Raw genomic sequence first — 26,546 nt, forward strand, 5'->3', positions numbered from 1 at the left:
GCCTGTCGGTATCCGACCGAACCGCTACAATCTGCTGGTCAATCCACATATCGGGAGATCCCATGTTATTCAGCATGACCGGCTTCGCGCGATGCGAATCTTCGGGCGAGTACGGTTCGCTTGTCTGGGAGCTGCGCAGCGTCAACCACCGTTACCTTGAGATCTCGCCGCGGCTGCCTGAGGAACTCCGTGGTCTGGAGGGCAAGGTGCGCGAGCGCATCCAGGCCCGGCTGGGGCGGGGCAAGGTGGAGTGCAACCTGCGCTTTCGCCGGGGCAGCGCTGACCAGGACACCATCGAACTCAACGAGGAGCTGGCCAAGGAAATGATCAGCACCGTGGTGCGTGTCGAGCACTGGATGATGAACGCGGCACGCATGACGGCGATGGACATCCTGCGCTGGCCGGGCGTGGTGATCGAGCCCGAGCAGGATCTGCAACCCGTGATGACCGCCGCCCTGGAGCTGCTGGATGAGGCTCTGAACACCCTGGTGGACAATCGCGGTCGTGAGGGGGCGCACATCAAGGAACTGCTTCAGGCCCGTTGCAAGGCCATTACCGAGCAGGTGGCCCGGGTGCGCGCACGGCGACCCCAGGTGGTGGAGGCCCTGCGCGAACGGGTTCGCAGTCGCATTCAGGAACTGGGCACCGACCTTGAGCCCGGCAGGCTGGAGCAGGAACTGGCCCTGCAGGCCCAGAAGCTGGACGTGGCCGAGGAACTGGATCGCCTGGAGGGCCATGTGAAGGAGATCCAGGCGGTCCTGGAGCGCCGCGAGCCGGTGGGGCGGCGCCTGGATTTTCTCATGCAGGAACTCAACCGCGAGGCCAACACCCTGAGTTCCAAGTCCAACGACATGGAAACCACCCAGGCCGCCGTGGAACTCAAGGTGCTCATCGAACAGATGCGCGAGCAGATCCAGAACCTGGAATAGGCCCCGGTGCACCGCTATCACTTCCGACTGGACATCCCCCGCGACGAATTCCTGCGCTACTACTCCGGGTCGGCGGCCTCCGTGGTGGCCTGGTCACAGGAGGGTCGCACGGTTCGGTTTCCGGCCTCGGCGCTGCGCCCGCACGTGACCCATGACGGGGTGCGCGGGCGGTTTCGCCTGACGGTGGATGACCAATTCCGGCTGCAGTCACTGGAGCGCATGAGCACCGGATGAACGGTGACAAATCCCCCTTGAAATCCTCTCCACGGCCCCTATATCGGATAGCGAAAGGCGAAGTTGCCTTGACTAACGAGACAAGTGGAGGTGATAGCCATGTTGACGACCCGTTATGAACCCTGGAGCCTGCTGAACCAGCTGTCCCGGGAACTGGATCGCCTGAACCCGGCCATGGCCGGTGGCGAAGAGGCTGCGGCCACCAGCGACTGGGTGCCGGCGGTGGATATCCGGGAGGAGAAGGACGCCTATGTGCTGCACGCGGACGTGCCCGGCGTGGACCCCAAGGACATTGAAGTCCATATGGAAAACGGCGTGCTGACCATCCGCGGTGAGCGCAAGGCCGAAAGCGCGGAAGAGCGCGAAGGGTACAAGCGCGTGGAGCGCATCCGCGGCAGCTTCTATCGTCGCTTCTCCCTGCCCGACACGGCAGACGCCGAGCGCATCAGCGCCCGCAGCGCCAACGGTGTGTTGGAAGTGCGCATTCCCAAGCAGGAAAAGGTGCAGCCCCGGCGCATCACCGTGGAAGGATGACCCCGGACTCCACTCGGAAGGCGTTCGGCAGGACGCAACCTGCGCCGCGTGATCACGCGGCGCTCTTGTTTTGGAGTATCGTAGGCGGTTATGGAATACAAAGACTATTACAAGGTCCTGGGGGTGGATCGATCCGCCTCCCAGGACGACCTCAAGAAGGCCTATCGTCGGCTGGCGCGCAAATACCATCCCGATGTGAGCAAGGAGGCCAATGCCGAGGACCGCTTCAAGGAAGTGAACGAAGCGTACGAGGTCCTGGGTGATGCGGAAAAGCGCAAGGCTTATGATCAGTTGGGCAGCAACTGGCGCTCGGGTGAGGACTTTCGTCCACCACCGGACTGGGATGCCTGGTTCGGTGCCGGTGGCCCACAGCCGGGTGGCTTTCGTGATGCCGGCCCTCAGGCAGGTTTCAGTGAGAGCGACTTCTCCGACTTTTTCGAGACCCTGTTCGGGGGCAGCGCCCGGCGCACCCGTGGGCATCGCACCCAGCGGGGGTTCGCCAGCCGTGGCCAGGACCAGAACGCCCGCATCCAGCTGGACCTGGAACAGGCCTTTCGCGGTGGCTCCGTTCCGGTTCGCATTGGTGAGCGCAGCCTTCAGGTGAAGATCCCTGCCGGGGTCACCGAGGGCAAACGCATTCGCCTGTCCGGTCAGGGTGCCCAGGGTGTGGGTGGGGGCGATGCCGGCGACCTGTATCTGGAAGTGCGCATCCGCCCGCATCGGCATTTTCGCCTGGAGGGCCGCGACATCCATCTGGACCTGCCCATCACCCCCTGGGAGGCCGCGCTGGGTGCCACGGTGAGCGTGCCCACCCTGGAGGGGCAGGTGGACATGAAGGTGCCCGCCGGCTCCCGATCGGGGGGCAAGCTGCGCCTCAAGGGCCGCGGCATGCCCGGGTCACCGCCGGGCGACCAGTACCTGATACTGCAGATCGTCACGCCCCCGGCAGACTCGGACAAGGCCCGGGAGTTCTATGAGCGCATGCAGAAGGAAATGCCTTTCAACCCGAGGGAACATCTGCCGGGGAATGGCTGACCGGCAACAGATCAGGTGCCTCCACCGCTGGCACCGTGCCCGCCGCGCCCCTCATCCCCTCCCCAAGGGGAGAATGGGGCTTGATGATGGGGGGGCAGGCTAAGCCCCTCTCCCCTCCGGGGAGAGGGGTTGGGGTGAGGGCGACACCCACCGCCGGCGCCCATCCTGCAGCTCCTCCTGCTTCCAGAATGTGGCCCGCTCCTTGAGCGCCTCCATCAGAAACCGGCAGGCATCAAAGGCCGCCTGACGATGGGCCGACCACACCGCCACCACCACGATGGGCTGCCCCGGTTCGACCCGGCCCACCCGATGACCGATCAGGGAGTCCTGAACAGGCCATCGGGTGCGGGCCTCATCCTCGATGAGCGCAAGCTCACGCTCGGTCATCCCCGGGTAATGCTCCAGGGTCATGGCTGTCACTGCATCCCCGTCGTTGAAATCCCGCATGGTGCCCACAAACAGCGCGCAGGCCCCGAAACTCCCCGGGGACAGGCCACCTTCATGCTCATTCACCAGATTGAAGGGCTCCAGTGGTTCACTGTGCAGCACCACAGCCATCTCAACCCCCCGTCACGGGTGGGAAAAAGGCCACCTCGTCGCCGTCCGTCACCGTATCTTCCAGTGAGGCATGGGCATGATTCACGGCTGCCAGCACCCGGGGTGGCAGGTCGCGGCCGGGTTGGGCACGTTGCCAGACATCCGCCACGCAGCGAATCCCGTCAGCGGACACCGAGGCCTCCGATGCACCCAACTGCTCCCTCAGGCTGGCAAAGTAACGAACGGTAATGGACATGGCGTGCGGATCCCGGTCAGTCTCTGAGCACAGCTTAAACATTCGTTGATCCCGGGCGCCATACCCATCAGGATGCCACTCATGAACGATCTCACACATTTCGACGCCTCCGGCCAGGCCCACATGGTGGATGTGGGGCACAAGCCACCTACCCGTCGCGTGGCTGTGGCCGAGGGGCGCATCCGCGTTCAGGCATCCACCCTGGAAAAAATCCGCCAGGGCGACCACAGGAAGGGAGATGTGCTGGGCATCGCCCGGGTGGCGGCCATCATGGCCAGCAAGCGGACCGCCGACCTGATCCCCCTGTGTCACCCCATCGCCCTGAGCCGGGTGCAGGTGGATCTGGCGCCTGTGGATGAGCCGCCCGCCGTGTACTGTTGCGTGACCGCCGAAACCACCGGCCCCACCGGTGTGGAGATGGAGGCCCTCACCGCCGTGCAGGTGGCCCTGCTCACCATCTACGACATGTGCAAGGCGGTGGATCGGGGCATGGTCATGGAAGGGATCGGCCTGGTCAGCAAGTCGGGTGGCCAGTCCGGTGACTGGCAGCGGGCGTAACAGCCCGGGCAAGTGCAGCTCAGCGCTGCATCAAGCGCATGGAGTTGGCCAGCAGGCGCACGCGGCGTTTCACGTCGTCGCGCATGCGCCTGAAGGGCTCCAGATCGTCCCCGTCTGCGGCAAAACGCGTGGGCGGGTCCATGGGCCAGTTCTTGCAGATAAAACTCTCAGCGGCGGGCAGGGGCAGCTTGGCCGGGTCGGTGCACAGGGTGATGACCATGTCTGCCCACTCCAGCAAGTCCCGATCCAGGGCCTTGGCCTCCAGGGCCGGGGATTCCAGCTCCTCTTCGCGCAGCACCGCCAGGGCGCGGGGCTGGACCTTGCCCGCCTGCAGGCCGGCGGAGCGAGCCTCCACCAGGTCCGGCATCAGTTGCCGGGCATAGGCCTCCGCCACCAGGGTGCGGGCCGTGTTGGTGTGGCCCAGGAACAGGATGTGGGGCTTGCGCCGCAGGTCGGGTTTCTCGGGCATGGGCGGGGTTTCAGCGTGAGGCGGCCAGTACCTATGGATTGTACTCACCGCCTCTACCGGAAAGCCAGATCCGCGCTGTGTGCCGGGCACCTGCCGTGGCCTTGTCATGGCTTTCAGGCCCCGGGCCTTAGTACACTGACGAAAATGGCGACTCGCCGGGCCCTCGGAATGCCCGCGCAAGGTGGGTCGACGATGCATAGGCTACCGACGAGGTAATCACTCGATGAAATGGATCAAGCGCGGCCTGTTGGCCATCTTCGCGCTGCTGGTGCTGCTTGTGGTGCTGGTGGGCTTTCTGCTGGTCATCGTCGACCCCAACGACTACAAGGACCGCATCAGCGCGGTGGTGGAGGAACAGACCGGGCGCACCCTGGTGATCACTGGCGACATCGGCCTCTCCGTCTTCCCGCGTCTGGGGCTGGAGCTGGGTGAGACCACCTTGTCCAACGCCGAAGGCTTTGAAGAAGAACACTTTGCCCGGGTGGGCGAGGTGGACGTGGCGGTGGCCTTGCTACCGCTGCTGCGTCGGGAACTGCAGGTGCAGCAGGTGCGCCTTGAAGGGCTTGAACTCAACCTGGCCCGCGACGCCGAGGGTCGGACCAACTGGGATGACCTGATCGACGAAGAGGCGGTCGCCGAGCCCTCGGAAGAAACCCGACCGGTCACCCGGCCCGCTGACGACCCGGAAACGGTCCCCGAGATCCTGCGGGGGCTGGATATCGCGGGGATTCAGGTGCGCGATGCCCGGCTCAACTGGCGCGATGATCAAACGGGCACCCGCCTGAGCGTGGACCCCTTCAATCTCGAATTGGGTCGCCTGCGCCTGGCCCAGGAGACCCGCCTGGACCTCTCCCTACGGGCGCTCATGGATGACCTGGATACGGCCGTGGAACTGCAAGGGCTCGTTTTCCTGGATGTGGCCAACCAGCGCTACGCCCTGCGCCGCATGGTGGCCCAGGTGGAAGGCACGGGTGAGGCCCTGCCGGCCCCCATCACGGTTCGGGTGGAGGCGGATCTGATGGCTGATCTGCTCAATGACCTGGCCAAGGTGGAGCGCATGACCGTAAACGCCTTCGACACCCAGTTCACCGGTCTTGTGGAAGTGGCCGGGCTGAGCGGCGAGCCCCGTGTCCATGGTGAATTGCGCAGCGGTCAGTTCAGTCCCCGTGGTCTGATGGAAGAGCTGGCCATGGAGCCACCCGAGACGGCCAATCCGGATGTGCTCCGACGGGCGGCGATGGATATGGCCTTTGAAATGCAGGGGGATGAGCTGAAAGTGACCCAGTTGATCGTCACCCTGGATCAAAGCACCCTCAGCGGGCAGGCCACGGTGAAGGATCTGGCCAACCCCGATGTGAACGTATCCATGCAACTGGATCGTATCAACCTGGATCATTACCTGCCGCCAGCCGCCGAGGCCAACGGCAATGGTGATGCCAACGGCGACACCCCCGCACGGGACGGCTGGCCCGAAGAACCCCTGGAACTGCCCGTGGACATGCTGCGGGAGTTGAAAGTGGCCGGCGATCTGCGCGTGGGCAACCTGACGGTGGCCGGCCTGCGCATGCAGGACGTGAACCTGAAGCTGCGGGCCCGCGATGGCCAACTGGACGTGGAGTCGGTTCAGGCAAGCCTTTACGAGGGCCAGCTGGATGGTCGCCTTGGACTGGATGTCCGCCAGGACACCCCGCGCATTCAGGCCCGCCAATCCCTTGAAGGCATCCGTTTTGGCGGCCTGCTGGAGGATCTCACCGGTGATGCCATGGTCACCGGCGGCGCGGATGTGAGTTTTGACGTCACCAGCCGCGGCAACTCGGTGAAGGCCCTGATCAATGGTCTCAATGGCAACGGGCAGATGCGAGTCGCCGATGGCGCGGTCAAGGGCATCAACGTGGCCCAGGTCATCCGCGATGCCGAGGCGCGCGTGCGCGGGCGTTCCCCCGAGGAGACCGACGAGCCGCGTCAGACCGACTTCACCGAGATCACGGGCAGCTTCAACATCAACAACGGCGTGGTGAAGAATGACGATCTGCGGGCCGCCTCGCCGCTGCTGCGAATTCGTGGTCGAGGCGAGGTGGACCTGAACCGGGAACAGCTGGATTACCGTCTGGACACCAGCCTGGTGGGCACCCTGAAAGGTCAGGGTGGCCGGGACCTGTCGGATCTGCGCAACGTGAATCTGCCCATCACGATTCGTGGCAGCTTCGCCGAGCCGCGTTTCGGCCTGGATCTGCGCTCGGTGCTTGAGAGCCGCGTGCGGGAAGAGGCCGAGGAGCGGGTCCGCGAGCGGGTGGACCCGGTCATCGAGGAACAGCGCGAGCGCCTGCGGGAAGAGGGCAGCCGGATCCAGGAGGAGTTGGGTGACCGTCTGCTTGACCGGTTGCGCTGAGCCCTCGGGGGATTTCGCGGCGCGCCTGCTGGACTGGTATGACCAGCACGGTCGCCACGACCTGCCCTGGCAAAAGCAAGTGACCCCCTACCGGGTCTGGGTGTCGGAGATCATGCTCCAGCAGACCCAGGTGGGGACGGTCATCCCGTACTTCCAGCGTTTCATGGCCCGGTTCCCGGATGTGCATGCCCTGGCTTCGGCCACGCAGGATGAAGTGCTGCATTACTGGTCGGGGCTGGGCTACTACGCCCGGGGCCGCAATCTGCACAGGGCAGCGCAGCAACTGGTGGAGCAGCACCAGGGTCAGTTTCCCCGTGAGCGCCCGGCGCTGGAGGCCCTGCCGGGTATCGGACGCTCCACGGCGGCAGCCATCCTGGCCCTGTCCCGGGGACAGCACGAGGCGATCCTGGATGGCAACGTCAAGCGGGTGCTGGCGCGCCATCAGGCCGTGCAGGGCTGGACCGGCGAGGCCGCGGTTCAAAAGCACCTATGGATGCTGGCGGAAAACCTTACACCCGCCCAGCGAGTGGCAGACTACACCCAGGCCATCATGGATCTGGGGGCCACCGTGTGCACCCGAAGCCGGCCCCGCTGCGATGCCTGTCCGGTTGCCACCGATTGCCTGGCCCGTGCCCAGGGGCTGCAATCCAGCCTGCCCACCCCCAGACCCCGTCGCGAGCAACCCCTGCGTCAGGTGTGCATGCTGATCATCCAGGGCCCGGAAGGCATCCTGCTGGAACAGCGCCCGCCCACCGGGCTATGGGGTGGTCTGTGGGGTTTTCCGGAAGTGGCTTCAACGGATGATGCGGCGGCATGGTGCCAGGCACGGCTGGGGGTGGATCCCCAGGAATGTCATGCCATGGAGCCCTTCGTGCACACCTTCACCCACTTTCGCCTACACATCACCCCGCTGCGGATGTGGGTACAAGACCCTGCCGCGGGCGTGATGGAAGGTGCCGGCCGCGTCTGGTATAAAGACACGGCTCAGGCAGGGCTGGGACTGGCAGCGCCAGTGGCCCGGCTGCTGAAACAAATCACGCAAGAAGACGGAGAGACCAATGGCTCGCATGGTGAAATGCGTAATGCTGGGTGAAGAGGCCGAAGGCCTGGACTTCCCCCCCTATCCCGGTGAACTGGGCAAGCGGATCTTCGAGAACGTTTCCAAGCAGGCCTGGCAGAAGTGGATGGGTCACCAGACCATGCTCATCAACGAGTATCGCCTGACCCCCATCGACCCCAAGGCGCGTCAGTTCCTGGAGGAGGAGATGGAGAAATTCTTCTTTGGTGACGGCGCCACCATGCCGGAAGGTTACGTGGACCCCAGCAAATAGGGCTGGTTGCTTCGAATTAAATCACTTCAAGCCGGTATGGGCTTGACGAATGCGGTCAGTCCGGCTTTAATACGCACCTTCGCTGCAGCGCCCCCCGCCCGGCAGCGCTCAGATCAGGCCAGGTAGCTCAGTTGGTAGAGCAGGGGATTGAAAATCCCCGTGTCGGCGGTTCGATTCCGTCCCTGGCCACCATATTTCAGCGACTTGGCCCGGCATCGCCCGGGCTTTGTTGTTTCTGGGCACCCATCCCGCAGGCTCAGCCAGGCAATCTTGTCACATTTTTCCATGCTGACCAGGCTCGGCCCATGAGCGCCATGAACATTTCCCTGCCCCATGCGGTCAAGGCTTGTGTGGACGAGGATTTCCTTTGAGCGCTCCTGAACTCATTCTGCCCCAATGGTCGGCCCCGGCGGGGGTGCGCGCCGCCGTGACCACCCGGGCAGGCGGGGTGAGTCGCACGCCCCATGACAGCCTGAACCTGGGGCTGGGCAACGGTGATGATCCGGATGCGGTGATGGAGAATCGCCGTCGATTGCGAGAGATCCTGAACCTGCCTGACGAGCCGGCCTGGCTCCACCAGGTGCATGGTATCCAGGTGGTGGAAGCTCATCATGTGGACCCTGATGAGCCCCCCAAGGCGGATGCCTCCATCACTCGCACCCCCGGCCTGGCCTGCGTCGTACTCACCGCTGACTGCCTGCCGGTGCTGTTCTGTGACCGTTCGGGCCAGCAGGTGGCCGCCGCCCACGCCGGCTGGCGCGGCCTGGTGGCCGGGGTGCTGGAGGCCACCGTGGAGGCCTTCGATTGCCCGCCCGTGGACGTGATCGCCTGGCTGGGGCCCTGCATCGGCCCCCAGGCCTTCGAGGTGGGCCCCGAGGTACGCCAGGCCTTCATCGATCACGACCCGAGCGCAGACACTGCCTTCGCCCCCTCCCCCCAGGGCCGCTGGCTGGCCGATCTGCACCGCCTGGCCCGCCGCCGCCTGCAAGACTGCGGCGTCACCCAGATCACCGGCAACCAGGCCTGCACCCACAGCCAGCCGGAGCGCTTTTACTCCTACCGGCGCGACGGGGAGACGGGGCGGATGGCCAGCCTGATCTGGTTGGATTAACCCGGCTAAGGTCTGCCTCCCAGCAATCGGAACTCATTGAACACCCGCTCGATATAGCCCTGGGTCTCCCTGAAGGGCGGCACGCCGCCGTGGCGTTCCACTGCGCCCGGCCCGGCGTTGTAGGCGGCCAGTGCCAGGGTGAGATCGCCGTCGAAGCGATCCAGCATGCGGGCGAAGTAGGTGACGCCACCGCGGATGTTCTGCCGGGGATCGAAGGAATTATCCACACCCACCTCCCGGGCCGTGCCGGGCATCAGTTGCATCAGCCCCTCGGCACCCACCCGGGAGACCGCGAATCGGTCAAAACAGGATTCCACCGTGATGATGGCCCGGATCAACTCCTGATCCACCCGGTGATGCCGGGCATAGTGCATCACCCAGCCCATCTGGTCCGCTGCCCTTTCATCCAGCATGGCCCGGGTCAGGCCCTGGCAGGCGTGCTGGGCGGTGGGTCGTCCATAACGGCGCACAAAGGTGTAATCCGGCCCCATGTCTCGCTGGTCGGTGAACATCGGGACGCCATCGCGACCCTCGTGCATATAGATGTCCGCCATCGACACACCGGGCACCCAGATCAGCAACATCACCAGGGCGAGGCCGGTGAGTGACATTCCGATGGCGAAGCGGTGCGGCTGCATTGTGTTTACGTCCCCCTGCAAGGATCATAGGGATACACCCAAGATACACGCAACGCATGCCTCAGGCCTCGCCCCCCGACCATCGCCCGATTTTCCCGGACGGTTTGCTCACCGCCCTGGCTTGCGGCCACCAAACCACCCCCCGGGCACTGGCCCAGGACCTGGGTGTGACCGAGGACGTCATCAGCCAGGGCCTGGATAAGCTGCGCGATCTGGGGCTGACCCTCCATGAGGACAACACGGGCAGCATCCAGCTGCGCACGCCCCTGGACCTGCTGGATGAACCGGGCATCCGGGCCGGCTTTGACAACCCTCGAACCGTCCCACCCATCCATGTGCTGGAGCAGGTGGACTCCACCAGTGCCTGGCTGGACCGGGCCCGCCAACGAGGTGCTCGTGGCCCAATGGTCTGCTGCGCCGAGCTGCAGACTGCCGGTCGCGGACGTCGCGGTCGACAGTGGCTGATGCCCCCGGGGGCCGGGCTGGCCCTGTCTCTGCTGTGGGACACATCCCACTGGCCGGGACCGCAACCCACGGTGACCCTGGCCACCGGTGCCACCCTGGTGCAATGCCTCGAAGACCTGGGGGCCCGTGGTCTGGGTCTGAAATGGCCCAACGACATTCAGGTGAATGGGGTCAAGCTGGGCGGCATCCTGGTGGAAGGGCGTCTGAACCGGGATGGGGCCGGGGCCCTGATCCTGGGGGTAGGGCTGAACCTGCGTCTGCCTCCCGGTCTGCCCATCGATCAGCCCTATGGGGATCTGCGCGAGTCCGGCCTTGATCCCCTGCCGACCCGCAGCTGGCTGGCGGGGCGCCTGCTGCAGGCCCTGATCGGAATGCTTGAGAGCTACCCGGAACCGGGATTCCAGGCCTGGCGGGAGCTTTGGCAGGGCCGTGACGTGTGCCTGGGGCGGGCTGTCACCGTCGCCGGGGATCCGGGGCTTGAAGGTATCGCTCAGGGCGTGGACGCCCGGGGCCGGCTGTGTGTCGAGACCACCAGCGGGCCCCGGTGGGTGGATGCCGGTGAGGTGAGCGTGCGGGTGGACCCATGAAGCTGTTGCTGGATGCGGGTAACTCCCGTCTCAAATGGGCGTGGTGGGCGCAGGGGGCCGTGCGTGAACAGGGGGCCCTGGCCCATGATGGTGCCACCAGGACCCCATGGCCCGGATTCCTCTCGTCCCTGGAGCTACGGAAAGCCCGGCATCCGCCAACGCAGATCCTGTGCGTGGAGGTGCTTGGCAATGGGTTTCGAGAGGCTTTGCAAGCATGGGCAGGCGACCGAGGTTGGCCCGCCCCACGCTTCATGAGCGACGACCCGGCGCTGCATGGAATCATCAGCGACTACCACGACCCCTCCCGCCTGGGGCTGGATCGCTACGCCGCCATGGCCGGCGCACGGGCCCTGGGCCATGAATCGGCGGTGATCATCGATTGCGGCACGGCGGTGACCCTGGATCTTCTGAGTAAGGGCGGACATCATCGCGGCGGTTTGATCCTCCCCGGCCTGGGCCTGATGCGCCGCAGTCTTGGCGTTGCCCCCGGGGTGTCGGGCGTCGAGCAGGGCCGGGCTGACCGCATCCCCGCGTCGTGCACCGCCGATGCTGTGGCCACCGGCACCTTGATGGGGCTGGTGGCGGCCATCGATCGGTTGTCCTCCAGTCTGGGCTCGCACGTCCCGGGAGCCATCCCCCGCCTCATCACCGGCGGCGACGCCCCCTCCCTGGCCCCTCACCTGACAGGCGACATCATCATGGTACCGGACCTCGTCTTCATGGGGCTGGCAGGGATGGGGGAGGGCGATTGATGCGCGCCCTGTTCGCCCTGCTGGTGTTGCTCAACCTGGGATACCTCGGGTTCGTCCTGTGGCAGGATGCGCCGCCCTACCCATCGGCGCTGACGTCGCCCGTCTCCATTGAGCGGCCCGGTGTGCCCCTGCTGCAGCGCCTGGGAGAGGAGCAGCCCCCGCCGCCGGGCAGTCAGGTGCAGTCCGGTACATGGGGGTGTTTCAGTCTGGGGCCCTTCGAGGATGACCTGGCCGCTCGCCAGGCCCTGCTGGCCTGGGAGGCCGCCGGGGCTCAGGGGTTGATCCGTACCGCGGAGGCTTCACGACCGGCATCCTATTGGGTGATCCTGCCCCCGGAAAACGGCCTGCAGGGCGCCGAGGCTGCCCGGGAGCGATTGAATGATGAAGGCGTCGGGGATCATTACATCATCACCGAGGGAGAGCATGAGCACGGCCTGTCCCTGGGGTTGTTCTCGTCCCCGGAGCGGGCACAGCGCCGGCAGGAGCAGATCCGGGCGCTGGGTCTGGCACCGACGGTGATTACCCGATACCGCGACCGCACGGTTCACTGGGTGGACCTGGAGATGCACCGGGCCCTGGATGCCGACGAGCGCCCGACGGTTGAGCCAGGCCTGCAATGGCGGGCCCGAGCCTGCCCATAGCCGTCGACAGCACACCGGGTGCCGATTGCGGACCCCGGGGGGCTGGTCTAAGATATCGCCTTCCGCAACAAACGCCGGAGTAGCTCAGCTGGTAGAGCAGGGCACTTGTAATGCCAAGGTCGTAGGTTCGACTCCTATCTCCGGCACCAACGCAATGCACTCAGCAAGGGGCGGCACGTTCGTGGTCGCCCCTTGTCGTTGTGTGCCTCGGGCATCGACGGCGACGTGCCGCCAAGGGGTGAAGTATGGCTGTACTTCGCCGCTCACCACCCTTAATACCTCCATTTGTTACTGAAGCCTCTCATCCGGGGGTGGCATTGTAAAAAAAAGCGTCTAGACTTTTTTTAAGCCTTGCAAAGTGTGACCGCCATCACATAACCTTCGTGAAAAGGATCAAGAATAGAGGGACGTTCCTGTTCAGGAGCGTCGGTCTTGAGACCGTGCCGTTGGACCTCAGGTGATGTCCGTGCCGGCCGGTCACTCACCCAAGCAAGAGAGGTTTGGGTAATATGGGAAATCCAGCAGAAAATCGGTTGTTCTCCGTAGTGGAAACGGCTGACGCCATTCAGGAAAAGCAGCGCGCGCCGGATAAGCGCACGCCGCCGCCACCCCCCAGACTGGTCAGGCCAGGCGAGACCAAACGGCGCCCCGTCCGGGTTCGTCATAGCCACTTCCATATCTTCGGGCGAGAGCTCTCCACCCCATTTCTCCTACTGGCCGCCGTGGAAGTGCTGGTTCTGGCACTGGCCTTCCTGGGGGCCACCCAGATGAATCTCCCCGCCGCGCTGGCCTTCACGGGGCAGGCAAGCACCCTGCAGATGTCGCTGTTCGTGGTGATCGGCATGGTGGGCATGGTCAGTATGGGGCTCTACCGGCGCGGTTTCCGTGGTGGTGCCACCGCTATCGTATTGCGCATCCTGGCGGCCGGGACCTTGGCCATCGTCATGATGTCCATGCTGTTCTACGTGTTCCCCCCGCTCATGATCTCGCCAACCACCATGGCCGTGGCCCTGGGGCTGGCGGTGCCGGGTATCCTGGTCACCCGTTTCGGCATGCTCAAGGTGCTTTCCCACGAGGCCTTCAAGCGCCGGGTGCTGGTGCTGGGGGCCGGCGACACCGCCAGCCTGTTCCAGCGACTGCGCCGCAAGTCCGACCAGGTGGCTTTCACCGTAGTGGGCTTTGTTCCGGGGCAGGGGGACTCGTCCAAGGTGGAGGCCGATAGCCTTGTGGACATGGATGAATCCCTCACCGACTTCACCCGTCGTCATCATATCGATGATGTGGTCATCGCCTACGATGATCCTCGCGGTGGCTTCCCCACCGACGAGCTGATGCACTGCAAGATGCACGGCGTGAACGTGCTGGATGTGGCGGACTTCTTCGAACGTGAGGCCGGGCTGCTCAAGCTTGACATCCTGCGGCCTTCCAGCATGATCTTTGGCCGCGGTTTCCGGCAGTGCATCTATCGGGATTATGCCAAGCGCGTGCTGGACCTGGTCAGCAGCCTGGGCCTGCTGGCCATCACCTGGCCCTTCATGGTGTTCTGTGCCATCGCCATCTTCATCGAGAGCAAGGGGCAGGGGTCGGTCATCTTCAAGCAGGTACGCACCGGCCAGCATGGCCAGCCGTTCACCCTGTTCAAGTTTCGCAGCATGATCATGGATGCGGAAAAGGACGGCAAGGCCATATGGGCCCAGCAGAAAGACCCGCGCGTGACCCGCTTCGGCCACTTCATGCGCAAGACCCGCCTGGATGAACTGCCGCAGTTGTTCAACGTGATCCGTGGCGACATGAGCTTCGTCGGGCCACGTCCGGAGCGCCCGGAGTTCGTGGAAACCCTGGGCGCCAAGCTGCCCTATTATCATCACCGCCACTGGGTGAAGCCGGGCCTCACCGGCTGGGCACAGATCCATTATCCCTATGGCGCCTCCGAGAAGGATGCCTTTGAAAAGCTCAAGTACGACCTGTACTACGTGAAGAATCAGAGCATGGCGCTGGACATCCTCACCATTGTGCAGACGGTCGAGGTGGTCCTGTGGGGAAGAGGGTCCCGATAGGGGGTTGAGCCTGGCCGTACCCCAATGGACTTGACCTTCCCCCTAGGCCTGGCCAGCTACAGCATCGCCGCAGGCGCCTTCGTCATCCTGCTGGCGGTGCTGGCCATCGGCTGGCAGCGGCGCCTGCAAGGCACGTTGCTGATGGTCGCCGTTGCCCTGAGTATTCTCTGGGGCGCCACCCTGGCCCTCAACGCCGCCCATGGGCAGATCATAGGCACCCGGATGGTCCTGCTGGCCGAGCTGGCCCGGGACGCCGGCTGGATCGCCTTCCTCTGGGGGCTGCTTTGGCAAGCGCGCCACCTGCAACTGGCCCGCTCCGGCGAAGGCCTGGCAACGCCCACACAAACCCCGCGCCGTGCTGGCCCCTCAGCCGAGCCGGAACACGACCCCGCCCACCTGCCGGGCAGCGTGGCCGTTTCCGGTGGCCTGGGCAAGCCCCTGGTCGCCCTGGGCGTGGGTTCCTTGGTGCTGCTCCTCGCCCTGGCGGTCTATCTGGGGGTGCAGCCCTTGCTGCCCCAGGCCTGGGTGCGCAGCGACATCATCCTGGGCGGCAAGTTGCTGCTGGTGCTCATCGTGCTCCTGCTGGTGGAGCAGATCTTCCGCAACACCTCCACCGAGGGCCGGTGGGCCATCAAGTACCTGTGTCTGGGCCTGGGGGGGGTGTATGGATTCGACTTCTACATGTACGCCGAGGCCCTTTTGTTCCGCCAGGTGTATGCCGGTCTGTGGGAGGCCCGGGGATTCGTGAATGCCCTGGTGGTGCCGCTGATCGCCGTCTCTGCCGCCCGCAACCCCCAGTGGTCGCTGGATGTGTATGTCTCGCGGGGGATGGTCTTCCACACCGCGACGCTGCTGGGGGCCGGCATCTATCTGTTGCTCATGGCCGCCGCTGGCTATTACCTGCGGGTGTTCGGCGGCGACTGGGGTACCGTGTTCCAGGCGGTATTCCTGTTCGCGGCCCTGATGGGCCTGGCTGTGTTCGTGATCTCCGGGCGCTTTCGGGCCCAGTTCCGGGTGTTTGTCAGCAAGCATTTTTTCAACTACAAATACGACTATCGCGAGGAGTGGCTACGTTTCATTCAGACACTGGCCGACGGTCACCGCCAGGAAGGGTTGCCGGTGCGGGTGATTCATGCCCTGGGGGACATCGTCGACAGCCCGGCCGGTCAGTTGTGGATGCGCAGCGGTGGCCGCCATTTTGCCCAGGTGGCCCAGCGCAACATGACTGAGCCCGCTCAGACCAGCGAGCCCCGGGATGGCCCGCTGGCCGCCTATCTGCTGGAGACCGGCTGGGTGCTGGATATCCAGGAGGCGCGGCAGTGCCCGGAGCGTTACCCCGGACTGGAACTGCCTGACTGGCTGGCCGAAAGCGAACGCTCCTGGCTGCTGGTGCCGCTCAAGCAGGAGTCGGAACTGCTGGGCTTCGTGCTTCTGGCCCCCTCCCGGGCCCGGCGCATCATCAACTGGGAAGACCGCGACCTGCTCAAGACCGCTGGCCTGCAGGCCGCCAGCCACCTGGCTCAGATGGAGGCCCTGCAGGCCCTGTCCGAGGCGCGGCAGTTCGAGGCCTTCAATCGCCTGTCGGCCTACGTGGTGCACGACCTGAAAAACATCATCGCCCAGCTCAACCTGGTCGTGAGCAATGCACGAAAGCATGGCGACAACCCGGAATTCCTCAAGGACGCCATCGGCACCGTGGAAAATGCCGTATCCCGCATGAACAAACTCATGCTTCAGCTGCGCAGTGGCGACCCGGGCCGCGAGGCCAGACCTGTCAATCTGGCCGACCTGGCCACCCAGGCCGTCAACGATGCACAGGGGCGTGCACCCGAGCCGGAACTGGAGCACAATGGTGGGGATTGTCCCGTGCTGGCGGATCCCGAGAGGTTACGCTCCGTGCTCAACCACCTTATCCAGAACGCTCAGGAGGCCACCCCCGACAACGGCAGGGTGAGCCTCTCCCTCTGGCAGGACACCCGCCAGGCTTATCTGGATGTGATGGATACCGGCACCGGCATGACCCCGGAATTCATCCGCGAGCGCCTGTTCCGCCCCTTCGATACCACCAAGGGCCTTACCGGCATGGGTATCGGGGCCTTCGAAAGCCGCGAATTCATCCGCGCCCTGGGGGGGGATCTGGAAGTGTGGAGCGAAACGGGCAAGGGGTCACGATTCCGGGTCAGTATTCCGTTGGCCCAACAACAAACAACCCCTCTCCCGCTTGAGAATGACACCACCAGCCAGTGAGGCACCCAAACCTTGACCGGAAGCACCCAACAAAAACCGACCCTACTCCTGGTGGAGGACGACCCCGGCCTGCTCAGCCAGCTGCGCTGGTGCTTCAGCGACTTTGAAGTTCTTACTGCCAAAGACCGCGACGAAGCCATTACCCAGCTACGCCGCGGCGAACCCCAGGTGGTCACCCTCGACCTGGGCCTGCCCCCCGACCCCGGCGGCGCCACCGAAGGTCTGGCCACCCTGGAGCAGATCCTGGCCCTGGCCCCCAACACCAAAGTGATCGTCGTCACCGGCAACAACGACCGTGACAACGCCGTCAAGGCCGTGGCCCTGGGCGCCTACGATTTCTACCAAAAGCCTGTGGACGCCGACATCCTCGACCTCATCGTGCAGCGCGCCCATCGCCTGTACGAACTGGAAGCCGAGAACCGCCGACTGGCCGATCATCGCTCGGCCGAACCCCTGCCGGGCCTGATCGCCAGCAGCCCCGAGATGCTCAAGGTATGCCGCACGGTGGAAAAAGTGGCCCCCACCGATGCCACCACCCTGTTGCTCGGCGACAGCGGCACCGGCAAGGAAGTCATCGCTCGCGCCCTCCACGATTTGAGCCCCCGCAGCAAGGAGGCCTTCGTTGCCATCAACTGCGCCGCCATCCCGGAAAACCTCCTGGAAAGTGAGCTTTTCGGCTACGAAAAGGGCGCCTTCACCGGCGCCAACAAACAGACCAAGGGCAAGATCGAATACGCCAGCGGCGGCACCCTGTTCCTGGACGAGGTGGGCGACCTGCCCATGGCCCTGCAGGCCAAACTGCTGCGCTTCTTGCAGGAACGGGTGATCGACCGCATTGGTGGTCGCGAAGGCATTCCGGTGGACGTGCGCGTGGTGTGCGCCACCCACCAGGACCTCTCCGGCCTGATCGCCGAAGACGCCTTTCGGGAAGACCTGTTCTATCGCATCAGCGAGATCACCATCGCCATCCCACCCCTCAAGGACCGCACCGGCGACGCCCACGTACTGGCCCGCCTGCTCCTCAAGCGTTTCGCCGACCAGCAGGGTCGCCCCATCAAGGGCTTCGCTCCGGACGCCGTCCAGGCCATCGAACACCACACCTGGCCCGGCAACGTACGCGAGATGGAAAACCGCATCAAACGTGCTGTCATCATGGCCGACGCCAACCAGGTCACCGCCGAGGATCTGGAACTCTCCCCCGAGGGCGAAGATCCCATGATGCTCAACCTGCGCCAGGTCCGCGACGAAGCCGAAGGCCGCGCCGTGCGCCGTGCGATGCAGATGGTGGATGGCAATATCTCACGGGCAGCGGAGTTGCTGGGGGTGAGCCGGCCGACTTTGTATGATTTGATGAAGAAGCACGAGATGGGTCGGGAGGGGTAGACTCCCCGGGGCCTTTCCATTTCGGGGCAGCGGTTCCCAAGTGCAAGGTGCTTTGTGGGAGCGGCCCTCGGCCGCGAAGGGCGCAGACTGCATGCACACCCTGTTCGCTTACCACCGGCAAAGCGATAGACTGACCATCGTGTCATGGCCCTTGCTCTCCCCAGGAATTCCCCCGATGACCACCCCATTGTCCCGCCGCAAGCTCCCCGTTGGCGTCCAGGGCTTCGCCAAGATTCGCACGGGTGGGTACTACTATGTGGATAAGACCCCCTGGCTGCACCAACTCACCCAGGAGGGTGGTTATTTCTTTCTCTCCCGCCCCCGCCGCTTTGGCAAGAGCCTGCTGCTGGACACCCTCAATGAGCTCTTCGAGGCCAACGAGCCCCTGTTCCAAGGCCTGTATATTCATGAGCGATGGGACTGGCAGAAAAAGCATCCCGTCATCCGGCTGAGCTTTGGCGATGGGGTCATGGAGAGCCGTGCGGCTCTGGATGAACGGATTCAGGAAATGCTTCGGGAGCAGGCCAGCCGTCTTGAGGTCTGTCTGAAAAATGACAGCATCGCCGGGCGCTTTGGAGAGCTGATCCGTCGCACCCATGAGCGTCATGGCGAGCGGGTGGTGGTGCTCATCGATGAATACGACAAACCCATCCTGGACAACATCACCGATGGGGAAACTGCCCGGGCGCTGCGGGAAGGCCTGAAAAACCTCTATTCCGTGCTCAAGGATGCCGACCCTCACCTGCGGTTCTGCCTGCTCACGGGTGTCTCCAAGTTCAGCAAGGTGAGCCTTTTCTCGGGCCTGAACAACCTGCGCGATATCACCCTCTCCCATGATTACGGGGCTATCTGCGGCTACACGGACCAGGATTTGGACACCGTCTTTGCACCGGAACTGCCCGGGCTGGATCGCCAGCAGGTCAAGGATTGGTACAACGGCTACCGCTGGGGGGATAGACGCCAACCGTCGGTTTACAACCCGTTTGATGTGCTGCTGCTGTTCCAGGAGCGTGAATTCCGCCCCTACTGGTTCGAGAGCGCCACCCCCAGCTTTCTGGTCAAGCTGCTGGCCGAGCGGGGCCTGTATACCCCCCGTCTGGAATCCATGGAGACCGAAGCCAACCTGCTGGGTCGTTTCGACGTGGACGACATCGCCACCGAGGCACTGTTGTTCCAGACCGGTTATCTCACCGTGCATAAGGTGGAACAGCCCATCACCGGCTACTGGCTGTATACCCTGGGCTATCCCAACCGGGAAGTGGAATCCAGCCTCAACCAGGCCCTGCTGCCGGCCCTGGGTTTGCCACGCTCCGGCCGGGAAACCCTCACCCTGTTCCGCGCCCTGCAGGCCCACGACCTCAAGGCCCTGGAGGCCCACCTGAAGGCCTTGTATGCCAGCCTCCCTCACGACTGGTACCGCAACAACCCCATCGCCCAATACGAGGGCCACTATGCCAGCGTTTTTTACAGCCACCTGGCGGCCCTGGGGCTTCTGATCCGGGTGGAAGACTCGAGCCACATGGGTCGGGTGGACATGGCGGTGGACTTCAATGGCCACACCTACCTGTTCGAGTTCAAGGTGGTGGAACAGCTCCCTGAGGGCAGGGCGCTACAGCAACTCAAGGACAAGAGCTACGCGGACAAGTACCTGGGGCAAGGCAAGGCCATTCACCTGATTGGTTTGGAGTTTTCCAGCCAGCAGCGGCAGATTGTGGCCTTTGATGTGGAAAGCCTTTGATGGCGTGCGCCATGTTTGCGCGGAGCCTGGCCGAACTTCTCCCTGGCGTTACCCTGCGGACAGATTGAACTGATTCACAGTTTCACTGATTGGAGTTGTCACTTTTCCAGAATTGTGGAAAATCTTTCCTGTCGCCATTGAAGGCAGTCAAGGATGAAAGGCGGTCAATCATGGAAGGACCAGCGGATGTATCATTGCCGCGCGACACCGGCCCCGCCACATGGACTGTGGCGGGGCCTTCCCATTTCGGGCAGCGATCCCCAAAAACCTGGGGTGTCTGTCTCTTACCCTGACTTACCCCGCACTTCAGTGAGGCTGATCTGATCGTAGGGCCTTCACCTCGTCCAGGGGCAGGCCTGTGGTCTGGGCGATCTGCTGGTCTTCGAGCAGTCCCAACTTGAGCAGGTTGATGGCTGCCAAACGCTGGCCTTTCTGCAAGCCGATTTCCTCGCCTTCCTGCCGCCCCTTCTGCACTCGTCCAGGAGTTCCTCTTGGTGAACTGGCACAGGGTTGCGGAACGCAAACCCGTGTGTAAACTTTCCAGCATGCTTGAGGTCATCTACAAGAAGGCTGCAGGTAAGGGCCTGGCGAAGATGCCCAAGCCGCAGCGGACTAAAATGGAGGCCGAAATACGCGCCGTAGCGGCGACTCCGGCTGACTATTTGGGCGACTGGAAGCCGCTGGTCGGTTCACCTTACTGGCGGCTGCGAGTTGGTCAGTACCGGGCCATTTGCCAAGTGAACGACCGGGAACTGGTGCTGTTGGTGATTGATATTGGTCCTCGAGGAGGGATCTACAAATGAGTTTTCAAGCGCAGATCATCGAACGAGATGGAAAGCCGGAATACGCGGTGGTGCCAATCGATCAGTATCGTCGCTTGCTGGCATTAGCCGAGGATATGGAGGACGTGCGCGCCGCGGATGAGGCCATGCGCGAGTTGGAGGAGGGGCGGGACGAGTTGGTACCCGCCGAGGTTGTCAGCCGCCTGGTGAACGGTGAGGCGCATCCGCTGCGTGTGTGGCGGGAGCACCGTGGGTTGTCCCAGGCAGTGCTGGCGGAGCAGGCAGGCATCGGAAAGTCCTACCTGTCACAGATTGAGGCTGGCAAGAGGGGAGGGTCGGCGAAGGTCTTACGGGCACTAGCCCAGGCTTTGGCGGTGGATGTGGAGGACCTGTTGCCTTCTGAATATTCCTGCAAAGGTGAGGTGTAGGGGGTTGACATCCTGAGAAATGACGCCTCGCAGAGCCCTAGCCGCAGTGTGCCATGCCCCCCCAGTTTGGCCGATCTCCTCCTTGGAGGTAACCTGCTGATAGCTTGAACTGATTCACATCTTCAAAGGCTGAAGTTGTCACCTTTCCAGAGCTGTAGAAAGTGCTTTGTGTCGCCATTGAAGACAGTCAGGGACGAAAGGCAGTTCATCACGGAAGGTCCAAAGGATGGAACATTGCCGCGCGACACCGGGCCCCGCCACACGGACTGTGGCGAGGCCTTTCCATTTGGGGTGGCGATTCTCAAGCGCCGTGTGGGAGCGGCCCTCGGCCGCGAAGGGCACAGGTCGCACACACCCTGTTCGCTTACCACCGGCAAAGCGATAGACTGAACATCGTGTCATGGCCCTTGCTCTCCCCAGGAATTCCCCGATGACCACCCCATTGTCCCGTCGCAAGCTCCCCGTTGGCGTCCAGGGCTTCGCCAAGATTCGCACGGGTGGGTACTACTATGTGGATAAGACCCCCTGGCTGCACCAACTCACCCAGGAGGGTGGTTATTTCTTTCTCTCCCGCCCCCGTCGCTTTGGCAAGAGCCTGCTGCTGGACACCCTCAAAGAGCTCTTCGAGGCCAACGAGCCCCTGTTCAAAGGCCTGTATATTCATGAGCGATGGGACTGGCAGAGAAAGCATCCCGTCATCCGGTTGAGCTTTGGCGATGGGGTCATGGACAGCCGCGAAGCCCTGGACGCCCGCATCCGTCACCTGCTGCGGCTCAACCGGGAGAGGCTGGGGGTCGAGGAGAGCGGTGCCCCGGACATCTCCGGGGAATTTTCCGACCTGATTCGCCTGGCGCACGGGCTGCATGGCGAGCGGGTGGTGGTGCTCATCGATGAATACGACAAACCCATCCTGGACAACATCAACGACGGGGAGACTGCCCGGGCGCTGCGGGAGGGCTTGAAGAACCTCTATTCCGTGCTCAAGGATGCCGATCCTCACTTGAGGTTCTGCCTGCTCACGGGCGTCTCCAAGTTCAGCAAGGTGAGCCTGTTTTCGGGCCTGAACAACCTGCGCGATATCACCCTCTCCCGTGATTACGGGGCCATCTGCGGCTACACAGACCAGGACGTGGACACCGTCTTTGCACCGGAACTGCCCGGGCTGGATCGCCAGCAGATCAAGGATTGGTACAATGGCTACCGCTGGGGGGATGAGCGTCAACCGTCGGTTTACAACCCATTTGATGTGCTGCTGCTGTTCCAGGAGCGTGAATTCCGCCCGTACTGGTTCGAGAGCGCCACCCCCAGCTTCCTGGTCAAACTGCTGGCAGAGCGGGGTCTGTATACCCCACGTCTGGAATCCATGGAGACCGAAGCCAGCCTGCTGGGGCGTTTCGACGTGGACGACATCGCCACCGAGGCGTTGCTGTTCCAGACCGGCTACCTCACCGTCCACAAGGTGGAACAGCCCATCACCGGCTACTGGCTGTATACCCTGGGCTATCCCAACCGGGAAGTGGAATCCAGCCTCAACCAGGCCCTGCTGCCGGCCCTGGGCCTGCCACGCTCAGGCCGGGAAACCCTCACCCTGTTCCGCGCCCTGCAGGCCCACGACCTCAAGGCCCTGGAGGCGCACCTGAAGGCCCTGTATGCCAGCCTCCCTCACGACTGGTACCGCAACAATCCCATCGCCCAATACGAGGGCCACTATGCCAGTGTGTTTTACAGCCACCTGGCGGCCCTGGGGCTTCTGATCCGGGTGGAAGACTCGAGCCACATGGGTCGCGTGGACATGGCGGTGGACTTCAATGGCCACATCTACCTGTTCGAGTTCAAGGTGGTGGAACAGCTCCCGGAGGGCAGGGCGCTACAGCAGCTCAAGGGCAAGGGATACGCGGACAAGTACCTGGGGCAGGGCAAGGCCATTCACCTGATCGGCGTGGAGTTTTCCAGTCAGCAGCGGCAGATCGTGGCCTTTGATGTGGAAAGCCTTTGATGGCGTGCGCCATGTTTGTCCTGAGCCTGGCCGAGAGCACCGTGGCGGTAGCCCGTCGATAGCTTGAACTGATTCACATCTTCGGCGATTCGAGTTGTAACCTTTCCAAGACTGTGGACAATACGTCGCGTCGCCATTGAAGGCAGTCAGGGACGAAAGGCAGTTCATCATGGAAGGTCCATCGGATGGATCATTGCCGCGCGACACCAGACCCCGCCACATGGAGTTGTGGCGGGGTCTTCCCTTATTGCGGCAGCGATCTCCAAGGCAAGCAAGATTCAGTCTGGGCGTGGCCCTCGGTCTGGAAGCGCAGCGGCCCCATCGACACCCAGTTCGCTAAACACTGACAAAGCGATAGACTGGACGCCAGGTGATATGGCCCTTGCCGTCCCCAGGAACTCGCTCGATGACCAGCCCACTGTCCCGCCGCAAGCTTCCCGTTGGCATCCAAGGCTTCGCCAAGATTCGCACGGGTGGGTACTACTATGTGGACAAGACCCCCTGGCTGCATCAGCTCACCCAGGAGGGTGGTTATTTCTTTCTCTCCCGCCCCCGTCGCTTTGGCAAGAGCCTGCTGCTGGACACCCTCAAGGAGCTCTTCGAGGCCAACGAGCCCCTGTTCCAAGGCCTGTATATTCATGAGCGATGGGACTGGCAGAGAAAGCATCCCGTCATCCGGTTGAGCTTTGGCGATGGGGTCATGGACAGCCGCGAAGCCCTGGACGCCCGCATCCGTCACCTGCTGCGGCTCAACCGGGAGAGACTGGGGGTCGAGGAGAGCGGCGCCCCGGACATCTCCGGGGAATTTTCCGACCTGATTCGCCTGGCACACGGGCTGCATGGCGATCGGGTGGTGGTGCTCATCGATGAATACGACAAACCCATCCTGGACAACATCACCGACGGGGAGACTGCCCGGGCGCTGCGGGAGGGCTTGAAGAACCTCTATTCCGTGCTCAAGGATGCCGATCCCCACCTGCGGTTCTGCCTGCTCACCGGGGTGTCCAAGTTCAGCAAGGTGAGCCTGTTCTCGGGGCTGAATAACCTCAACGACATCACCCTGGACAAACCCTACGCCCCCATCTGCGGCTATACCGACGAAGACCTGGACACCGTCTTCGCCCCGGAGCTGCCCGGGCTGGATCGCCAGCAGATCAAGGATTGGTACAACGGCTATCGCTGGGGAGATGAGACCACGCCAGCGGTCTACAACCCCTTCGATGTCCTGCTGTTCTTCCAAAAACGTGAATTCCGCCCCTACTGGTTCGAGAGCGCCACCCCCAGCTTCCTGGTCAAGCTGCTGGCCGAGCGGGGCCTGTATACCCCCCGTCTGGAATCCATGGAGACCGAAGCCAGCCTGCTGGGGCGTTTCGACGTGGACGACATCGCCACCGAGGCGTTGCTGTTCCAGACCGGCTACCTCACCGTGCATAAGGTGGAACAGCCCATCACCGGCTACTGGCTGTATACCCTGGGCTATCCCAACCGGGAAGTGGAATCCAGCCTCAACCAGGCCCTGCTGCCGGCCCTGGGCCTGCCGCGTTCAGGCCGGGAAACTCTCACCCTGTTCCGCGCCCTGCAGGCCCACGACCTCAAGGCCCTGGAGGTGCACCTGAAGGCCTTGTATGCCAGCCTCCCTCACGACTGGTACCGCAACAACCCCATCGCCCAATACGAGGGCCACTATGCCAGCGTTTTTTACAGCCACCTGGCGGCCCTGGGGCTCCTGATCCGGGTGGAAGACTCGAGCCACATGGGTCGGGTGGACATGGCGGTGGACTTCAATGGCCACATCTACCTGTTCGAGTTCAAGGTGGTGGAACAGCTCCCGGAGGGCAGGGCGCTACAGCAACTCAAGGACAAGAGCTACGCGGACAAGTACCTGGGGCAAGGCAAGGCCATTCACCTGATTGGTGTGGAGTTTTCCAGCCAGCAGCGGCAGATCGTGGCCTTTGATGTGGAAAGCTTGAACTGATTCACATTTTCAGCGATTGGAGTTGTCACCCTTCTAAAAGTGTGGACAATGAGGTTCGTCGCCATTGAAGGCAGTCAGGGATGAAAGGCAGTTCATCACGGAAGGGCCATTGGATGGATCATTGCCGCGCGACACCAGGCCCCGCCACATGGAGTGTGGTGGGGTCTTTCCGTTTTGGGGCGGCGACCTCCAGAAGCCTGGGGTATCTGTCTCTTACCCTGACTTACTCCACCCCTCAGTGAGGCTGCTCCGATCGCAGGGCCTTCACCTCATCCAGGCTCAGGCCCGTGGTCTGGGCGATCTGATCGTCATCGAGTAGGCCTAGCGCAAGCAGGTTGATGGCTGTTTCACGGGCATTTTCCTGCCGCCCTTCCTGCCGCCCCTTCTGCAAGCCGACCGCCTCGCCCTTCTGCCGCTCCTTTTCTGCCCAAGTCTGAAGATTTTCCGCCAGCATCGCATTGTCCTCCACCAAACTGTTGACCTGTTCCAGGGCTTTCTCTGCCTCGGCACCCAGTCGCTTGAGGTGACGCTTGAGCCAGCGGGTAATCACCTCGTCCAGGCGCGCCTTCTCCGGGTGTGCCCGGATGCGCGCCGCCAGGTGCTGCACGGCCTCCTGCAAGGCATCCACGTCCTTTGACGCCTTCTCTACCTCGAAAATCCCACTCAGCGGCGTATCCCGCTCTGCCAGCTCTTCTTCGCTGAAGGCTGACTCGTTCACCAGATAGTAGCGCAGGTGGGGCTGATACACCCGCATGAAACCCGGCGGCTCCGGCCGGATCATCCGATAGATGTCCTCCCGCGCCGTCCACTGTTTGGAGCCGTTGTACAACACCACCGGGTCGGTCGGCGGCATGCCCTTGCGGGCCGTTGTCACATGGGTCTTGATCAAATGATCGTAGAAGCAGGCCACATAGTGCAGCATCCGGATTGGCAGGCGGTGGTCCACCGTGGACTGAAACTCCAGCAGCAGATACACGAACACCCGCTGCCTGGTGCCATCCCATTTCACCTCCACCGACCAGACCTTGTCCTCGAACTTCTCGCCAAACAGTGGGGTGATGTAGCTCCCGCTGTGGTCCGTGAGAGTGGCAAAGTCCATCATGGCCGCCACCTCCGGTGGCGCAAAGCCCTCAATGAGCTGGCGAACCAGTTCCGGGTAGCTGAACAGTTCCTTGTAGCCCGTGTCGTGATGGTTGCTCATGCGGCGTCCTGGCAGGAGATCGAGCCACAGTGTGCCATATTTGCCCCGAGCCTGGCCGATCCCCGACTGTGGCGATAACCTGCCGGTAGGTTGAACTGATTCACATTTTCAAAGACTGGAGTTGTCACCTTTCCAGAATTGTGGAAAATGCCTTGTGTCGCCATTGAAGGCAGTCAGGGATGAAAGGCAGTTCATCACGGAAGGCCCATTGGATGGATCATTGCCGCGCGACACCAGACCCCGCCACATGGAGTGTGGTGGGGTCTTTCCTTT

Annotated in this window: 26 protein-coding genes and 2 tRNA genes; 22 read left to right on the forward strand and 6 right to left on the reverse strand. The window is 63.3% G+C overall.

All coding sequences use genetic code 11. From position 1 onward, the window contains the following. Positions 1-62 precede the first annotated feature (62 nt). The 4 genes from ECTHA_RS0116160 (at position 63) to ECTHA_RS0116175 (ending at position 2,732) form a co-directional block, all read left to right on the forward strand. Entirely contained in the window at positions 63-929 is an 867-nt protein-coding gene (locus ECTHA_RS0116160) for a YicC/YloC family endoribonuclease (protein WP_025281732.1), read from the forward strand. A 6-nt stretch (positions 930-935) separates the two neighbouring features. Beyond that, positions 936-1,163, forward strand: coding sequence for a DUF2835 domain-containing protein (locus ECTHA_RS0116165; protein WP_025281731.1), 228 nt, complete (start codon positions 936-938; stop codon positions 1,161-1,163). Between the two features lie 99 nt (positions 1,164-1,262). Continuing rightward, on the forward strand, positions 1,263-1,697 hold the full coding sequence (locus tag ECTHA_RS0116170; protein ID WP_025281730.1) for an Hsp20/alpha crystallin family protein: 435 nt from the start codon (positions 1,263-1,265) through the stop codon (positions 1,695-1,697). A gap of 90 nt (positions 1,698-1,787) precedes the next feature. Next, the gene (locus ECTHA_RS0116175) at positions 1,788-2,732 is read left to right on the forward strand and encodes a DnaJ C-terminal domain-containing protein (protein WP_025281729.1); all 945 of its coding nucleotides are present in this window, start codon (positions 1,788-1,790) and stop codon (positions 2,730-2,732) included. Between the two features lie 99 nt (positions 2,733-2,831). Here the strand turns inward: ECTHA_RS0116175 and ECTHA_RS0116180 are convergent, their stop codons facing one another. Together ECTHA_RS0116180 and ECTHA_RS0116185 are read right to left on the reverse strand one after the other, a co-directional pair. Continuing rightward, positions 2,832-3,290 (reverse strand): molybdenum cofactor biosynthesis protein MoaE, encoded by a 459-nt coding sequence (locus tag ECTHA_RS0116180; protein WP_026623890.1) that lies wholly within the window; start codon positions 3,288-3,290, stop codon positions 2,832-2,834. A gap of 1 nt (position 3,291) precedes the next feature. After that, a complete protein-coding gene (locus tag ECTHA_RS0116185) occupies positions 3,292-3,525 on the reverse strand; it encodes a MoaD/ThiS family protein (RefSeq protein WP_025282812.1) in 234 nt (77 codons plus the stop codon). Positions 3,526-3,606: 81 nt separating this feature from the next. Here ECTHA_RS0116185 and moaC point away from each other — a divergent pair, with 81 nt between their 5' ends. Next, complete coding sequence (gene moaC / locus ECTHA_RS0116190) at positions 3,607-4,083, forward strand: cyclic pyranopterin monophosphate synthase MoaC (RefSeq protein WP_025282811.1); 477 nt, start codon at positions 3,607-3,609, stop codon at positions 4,081-4,083. 19 nt (positions 4,084-4,102) lie between these two features. On the opposite strand, the gene ECTHA_RS0116195 is transcribed toward moaC, so the two are convergent. After that, positions 4,103-4,552: an arsenate-mycothiol transferase ArsC gene (locus ECTHA_RS0116195; protein ID WP_025282810.1), complete on the reverse strand. Its 450-nt coding sequence runs from the start codon at positions 4,550-4,552 to the stop codon at positions 4,103-4,105. A 223-nt stretch (positions 4,553-4,775) separates the two neighbouring features. Between ECTHA_RS0116195 and ECTHA_RS0116200 the strand changes: the two genes are divergently transcribed. The 5 genes from ECTHA_RS0116200 (at position 4,776) to pgeF (ending at position 9,383) form a co-directional block, all read left to right on the forward strand. Next, positions 4,776-6,941, forward strand: a complete 2,166-nt coding sequence (locus ECTHA_RS0116200) for an AsmA family protein (RefSeq protein ID WP_025282809.1) — start codon at positions 4,776-4,778, stop codon at positions 6,939-6,941. After that, positions 6,913-8,034, forward strand: coding sequence for an A/G-specific adenine glycosylase (gene mutY / locus ECTHA_RS18740; protein ID WP_025282808.1), 1,122 nt, complete (start codon positions 6,913-6,915; stop codon positions 8,032-8,034). The genes ECTHA_RS0116200 and mutY overlap by 29 nt, the downstream gene beginning before the upstream one ends. Next, positions 8,000-8,272 carry an oxidative damage protection protein gene (locus ECTHA_RS0116210; protein WP_025282807.1) on the forward strand — a complete coding sequence of 91 codons (273 nt, stop codon included), beginning with the start codon at positions 8,000-8,002 and terminating at the stop codon, positions 8,270-8,272. Before mutY ends, ECTHA_RS0116210 begins: the two co-directional genes overlap by 35 nt. A 116-nt stretch (positions 8,273-8,388) precedes the next feature. Next, positions 8,389-8,464, forward strand: a tRNA-Phe gene (locus tag ECTHA_RS0116215). Between the two features lie 175 nt (positions 8,465-8,639). Next, a complete protein-coding gene (gene pgeF / locus ECTHA_RS0116220) occupies positions 8,640-9,383 on the forward strand; it encodes a peptidoglycan editing factor PgeF (protein WP_025282806.1) in 744 nt (247 codons plus the stop codon). A 5-nt stretch (positions 9,384-9,388) separates the two neighbouring features. On the opposite strand, the gene ECTHA_RS0116225 is transcribed toward pgeF, so the two are convergent. After that, positions 9,389-10,021 (reverse strand): lytic transglycosylase domain-containing protein, encoded by a 633-nt coding sequence (locus ECTHA_RS0116225; RefSeq protein ID WP_029762677.1) that lies wholly within the window; start codon positions 10,019-10,021, stop codon positions 9,389-9,391. Between the two features lie 56 nt (positions 10,022-10,077). On the opposite strand from ECTHA_RS0116225, the gene ECTHA_RS18745 reads away from it, so the two are divergent. The 8 genes from ECTHA_RS18745 to ECTHA_RS0116265 all read left to right on the forward strand — a co-directional run bounded on the left by ECTHA_RS18745 (position 10,078) and on the right by ECTHA_RS0116265 (position 19,891). Next, positions 10,078-11,073, forward strand: coding sequence for a biotin--[acetyl-CoA-carboxylase] ligase (locus ECTHA_RS18745; RefSeq protein ID WP_025282804.1), 996 nt, complete (start codon positions 10,078-10,080; stop codon positions 11,071-11,073). Next, a complete protein-coding gene (locus tag ECTHA_RS0116235; RefSeq protein ID WP_025282803.1) occupies positions 11,070-11,825 on the forward strand; it encodes a type III pantothenate kinase in 756 nt (251 codons plus the stop codon). Before ECTHA_RS18745 ends, ECTHA_RS0116235 begins: the two co-directional genes overlap by 4 nt. Then, positions 11,825-12,466 (forward strand): SPOR domain-containing protein, encoded by a 642-nt coding sequence (locus ECTHA_RS19155; protein WP_051582675.1) that lies wholly within the window; start codon positions 11,825-11,827, stop codon positions 12,464-12,466. Before ECTHA_RS0116235 ends, ECTHA_RS19155 begins: the two co-directional genes overlap by 1 nt. A gap of 73 nt (positions 12,467-12,539) precedes the next feature. Further along, positions 12,540-12,615 (forward strand) — tRNA-Thr (locus tag ECTHA_RS0116245). Between the two features lie 360 nt (positions 12,616-12,975). Then, entirely contained in the window at positions 12,976-14,523 is a 1,548-nt protein-coding gene (locus ECTHA_RS0116250; RefSeq protein ID WP_084307091.1) for a TIGR03013 family XrtA/PEP-CTERM system glycosyltransferase, read from the forward strand. Positions 14,524-14,553: 30 nt separating this feature from the next. Then, positions 14,554-16,770 (forward strand): XrtA/PEP-CTERM system histidine kinase PrsK, encoded by a 2,217-nt coding sequence (gene prsK / locus ECTHA_RS18755; protein ID WP_203225283.1) that lies wholly within the window; start codon positions 14,554-14,556, stop codon positions 16,768-16,770. A gap of 12 nt (positions 16,771-16,782) precedes the next feature. Then, positions 16,783-18,153 carry a PEP-CTERM-box response regulator transcription factor gene (gene prsR, locus ECTHA_RS0116260; RefSeq protein WP_025282799.1) on the forward strand — a complete coding sequence of 457 codons (1,371 nt, stop codon included), beginning with the start codon at positions 16,783-16,785 and terminating at the stop codon, positions 18,151-18,153. Between the two features lie 175 nt (positions 18,154-18,328). Continuing rightward, positions 18,329-19,891, forward strand: a complete 1,563-nt coding sequence (locus tag ECTHA_RS0116265) for an ATP-binding protein (protein WP_025282798.1) — start codon at positions 18,329-18,331, stop codon at positions 19,889-19,891. Positions 19,892-20,197: 306 nt separating this feature from the next. Here ECTHA_RS0116265 and ECTHA_RS20120 read toward each other — a convergent pair whose 3' ends face one another. Further along, positions 20,198-20,365 (reverse strand): hypothetical protein, encoded by a 168-nt coding sequence (locus tag ECTHA_RS20120; RefSeq protein ID WP_169738295.1) that lies wholly within the window; start codon positions 20,363-20,365, stop codon positions 20,198-20,200. A 20-nt stretch (positions 20,366-20,385) separates the two neighbouring features. Between ECTHA_RS20120 and ECTHA_RS0116275 the strand changes: the two genes are divergently transcribed. The 4 genes from ECTHA_RS0116275 (at position 20,386) to ECTHA_RS0116290 (ending at position 25,072) form a co-directional block, all read left to right on the forward strand. Further along, positions 20,386-20,694, forward strand: coding sequence for a type II toxin-antitoxin system RelE family toxin (locus ECTHA_RS0116275; protein WP_238984849.1), 309 nt, complete (start codon positions 20,386-20,388; stop codon positions 20,692-20,694). Continuing rightward, positions 20,691-21,101, forward strand: coding sequence for a helix-turn-helix domain-containing protein (locus ECTHA_RS0116280; RefSeq protein ID WP_025282796.1), 411 nt, complete (start codon positions 20,691-20,693; stop codon positions 21,099-21,101). The genes ECTHA_RS0116275 and ECTHA_RS0116280 overlap by 4 nt, the downstream gene beginning before the upstream one ends. Positions 21,102-21,531: 430 nt before the next feature. Further along, the gene (locus ECTHA_RS0116285) at positions 21,532-23,097 is read left to right on the forward strand and encodes an ATP-binding protein (protein WP_025282795.1); all 1,566 of its coding nucleotides are present in this window, start codon (positions 21,532-21,534) and stop codon (positions 23,095-23,097) included. 406 nt (positions 23,098-23,503) lie between these two features. Further along, positions 23,504-25,072 carry an ATP-binding protein gene (locus ECTHA_RS0116290; RefSeq protein ID WP_025282794.1) on the forward strand — a complete coding sequence of 523 codons (1,569 nt, stop codon included), beginning with the start codon at positions 23,504-23,506 and terminating at the stop codon, positions 25,070-25,072. 235 nt (positions 25,073-25,307) lie between these two features. Here ECTHA_RS0116290 and ECTHA_RS0116295 read toward each other — a convergent pair whose 3' ends face one another. Continuing rightward, on the reverse strand, positions 25,308-26,273 hold the full coding sequence (locus ECTHA_RS0116295; RefSeq protein ID WP_026623892.1) for an Rpn family recombination-promoting nuclease/putative transposase: 966 nt from the start codon (positions 26,271-26,273) through the stop codon (positions 25,308-25,310). Positions 26,274-26,546 lie beyond the last annotated feature (273 nt).

It is taken from the genome of Ectothiorhodospira haloalkaliphila ATCC 51935 (assembly GCF_000633935.1).
In the GTDB taxonomy this organism is placed as follows: Bacteria; Pseudomonadota; Gammaproteobacteria; order Ectothiorhodospirales; family Ectothiorhodospiraceae; genus Ectothiorhodospira; species Ectothiorhodospira haloalkaliphila.

Bases quoted from the DNA above. Each gene is read 5' to 3' on its own strand.
- ECTHA_RS0116160 (WP_025281732.1), top strand. From the start codon at position 63: ATGTTATTCAGCATGACCGGCTTCGCGCGATGCGAATCTTCGGGCGAG.
- ECTHA_RS0116170 (WP_025281730.1), top strand. From the start codon at position 1,263: ATGTTGACGACCCGTTATGAACCCTGGAGCCTGCTGAACCAGCTGTCC.
- ECTHA_RS0116175 (WP_025281729.1), top strand. From the start codon at position 1,788: ATGGAATACAAAGACTATTACAAGGTCCTGGGGGTGGATCGATCCGCC.
- ECTHA_RS0116180 (WP_026623890.1), bottom strand. From the start codon at position 3,290: ATGGCTGTGGTGCTGCACAGTGAACCACTGGAGCCCTTCAATCTGGTG.
- ECTHA_RS0116185 (WP_025282812.1), bottom strand. From the start codon at position 3,525: ATGTCCATTACCGTTCGTTACTTTGCCAGCCTGAGGGAGCAGTTGGGT.
- moaC (WP_025282811.1), top strand. From the start codon at position 3,607: ATGAACGATCTCACACATTTCGACGCCTCCGGCCAGGCCCACATGGTG.
- ECTHA_RS0116195 (WP_025282810.1), bottom strand. From the start codon at position 4,552: ATGCCCGAGAAACCCGACCTGCGGCGCAAGCCCCACATCCTGTTCCTG.
- ECTHA_RS0116200 (WP_025282809.1), top strand. From the start codon at position 4,776: ATGAAATGGATCAAGCGCGGCCTGTTGGCCATCTTCGCGCTGCTGGTG.
- ECTHA_RS0116210 (WP_025282807.1), top strand. From the start codon at position 8,000: ATGGCTCGCATGGTGAAATGCGTAATGCTGGGTGAAGAGGCCGAAGGC.
- ECTHA_RS0116225 (WP_029762677.1), bottom strand. From the start codon at position 10,021: ATGCAGCCGCACCGCTTCGCCATCGGAATGTCACTCACCGGCCTCGCC.
- ECTHA_RS18745 (WP_025282804.1), top strand. From the start codon at position 10,078: ATGCCTCAGGCCTCGCCCCCCGACCATCGCCCGATTTTCCCGGACGGT.
- ECTHA_RS0116235 (WP_025282803.1), top strand. From the start codon at position 11,070: ATGAAGCTGTTGCTGGATGCGGGTAACTCCCGTCTCAAATGGGCGTGG.
- ECTHA_RS19155 (WP_051582675.1), top strand. From the start codon at position 11,825: ATGCGCGCCCTGTTCGCCCTGCTGGTGTTGCTCAACCTGGGATACCTC.
- ECTHA_RS0116250 (WP_084307091.1), top strand. From the start codon at position 12,976: ATGGGAAATCCAGCAGAAAATCGGTTGTTCTCCGTAGTGGAAACGGCT.
- ECTHA_RS0116265 (WP_025282798.1), top strand. From the start codon at position 18,329: ATGACCACCCCATTGTCCCGCCGCAAGCTCCCCGTTGGCGTCCAGGGC.
- ECTHA_RS0116280 (WP_025282796.1), top strand. From the start codon at position 20,691: ATGAGTTTTCAAGCGCAGATCATCGAACGAGATGGAAAGCCGGAATAC.
- ECTHA_RS0116285 (WP_025282795.1), top strand. From the start codon at position 21,532: ATGACCACCCCATTGTCCCGTCGCAAGCTCCCCGTTGGCGTCCAGGGC.
- ECTHA_RS0116290 (WP_025282794.1), top strand. From the start codon at position 23,504: ATGACCAGCCCACTGTCCCGCCGCAAGCTTCCCGTTGGCATCCAAGGC.
- ECTHA_RS0116295 (WP_026623892.1), bottom strand. From the start codon at position 26,273: ATGAGCAACCATCACGACACGGGCTACAAGGAACTGTTCAGCTACCCG.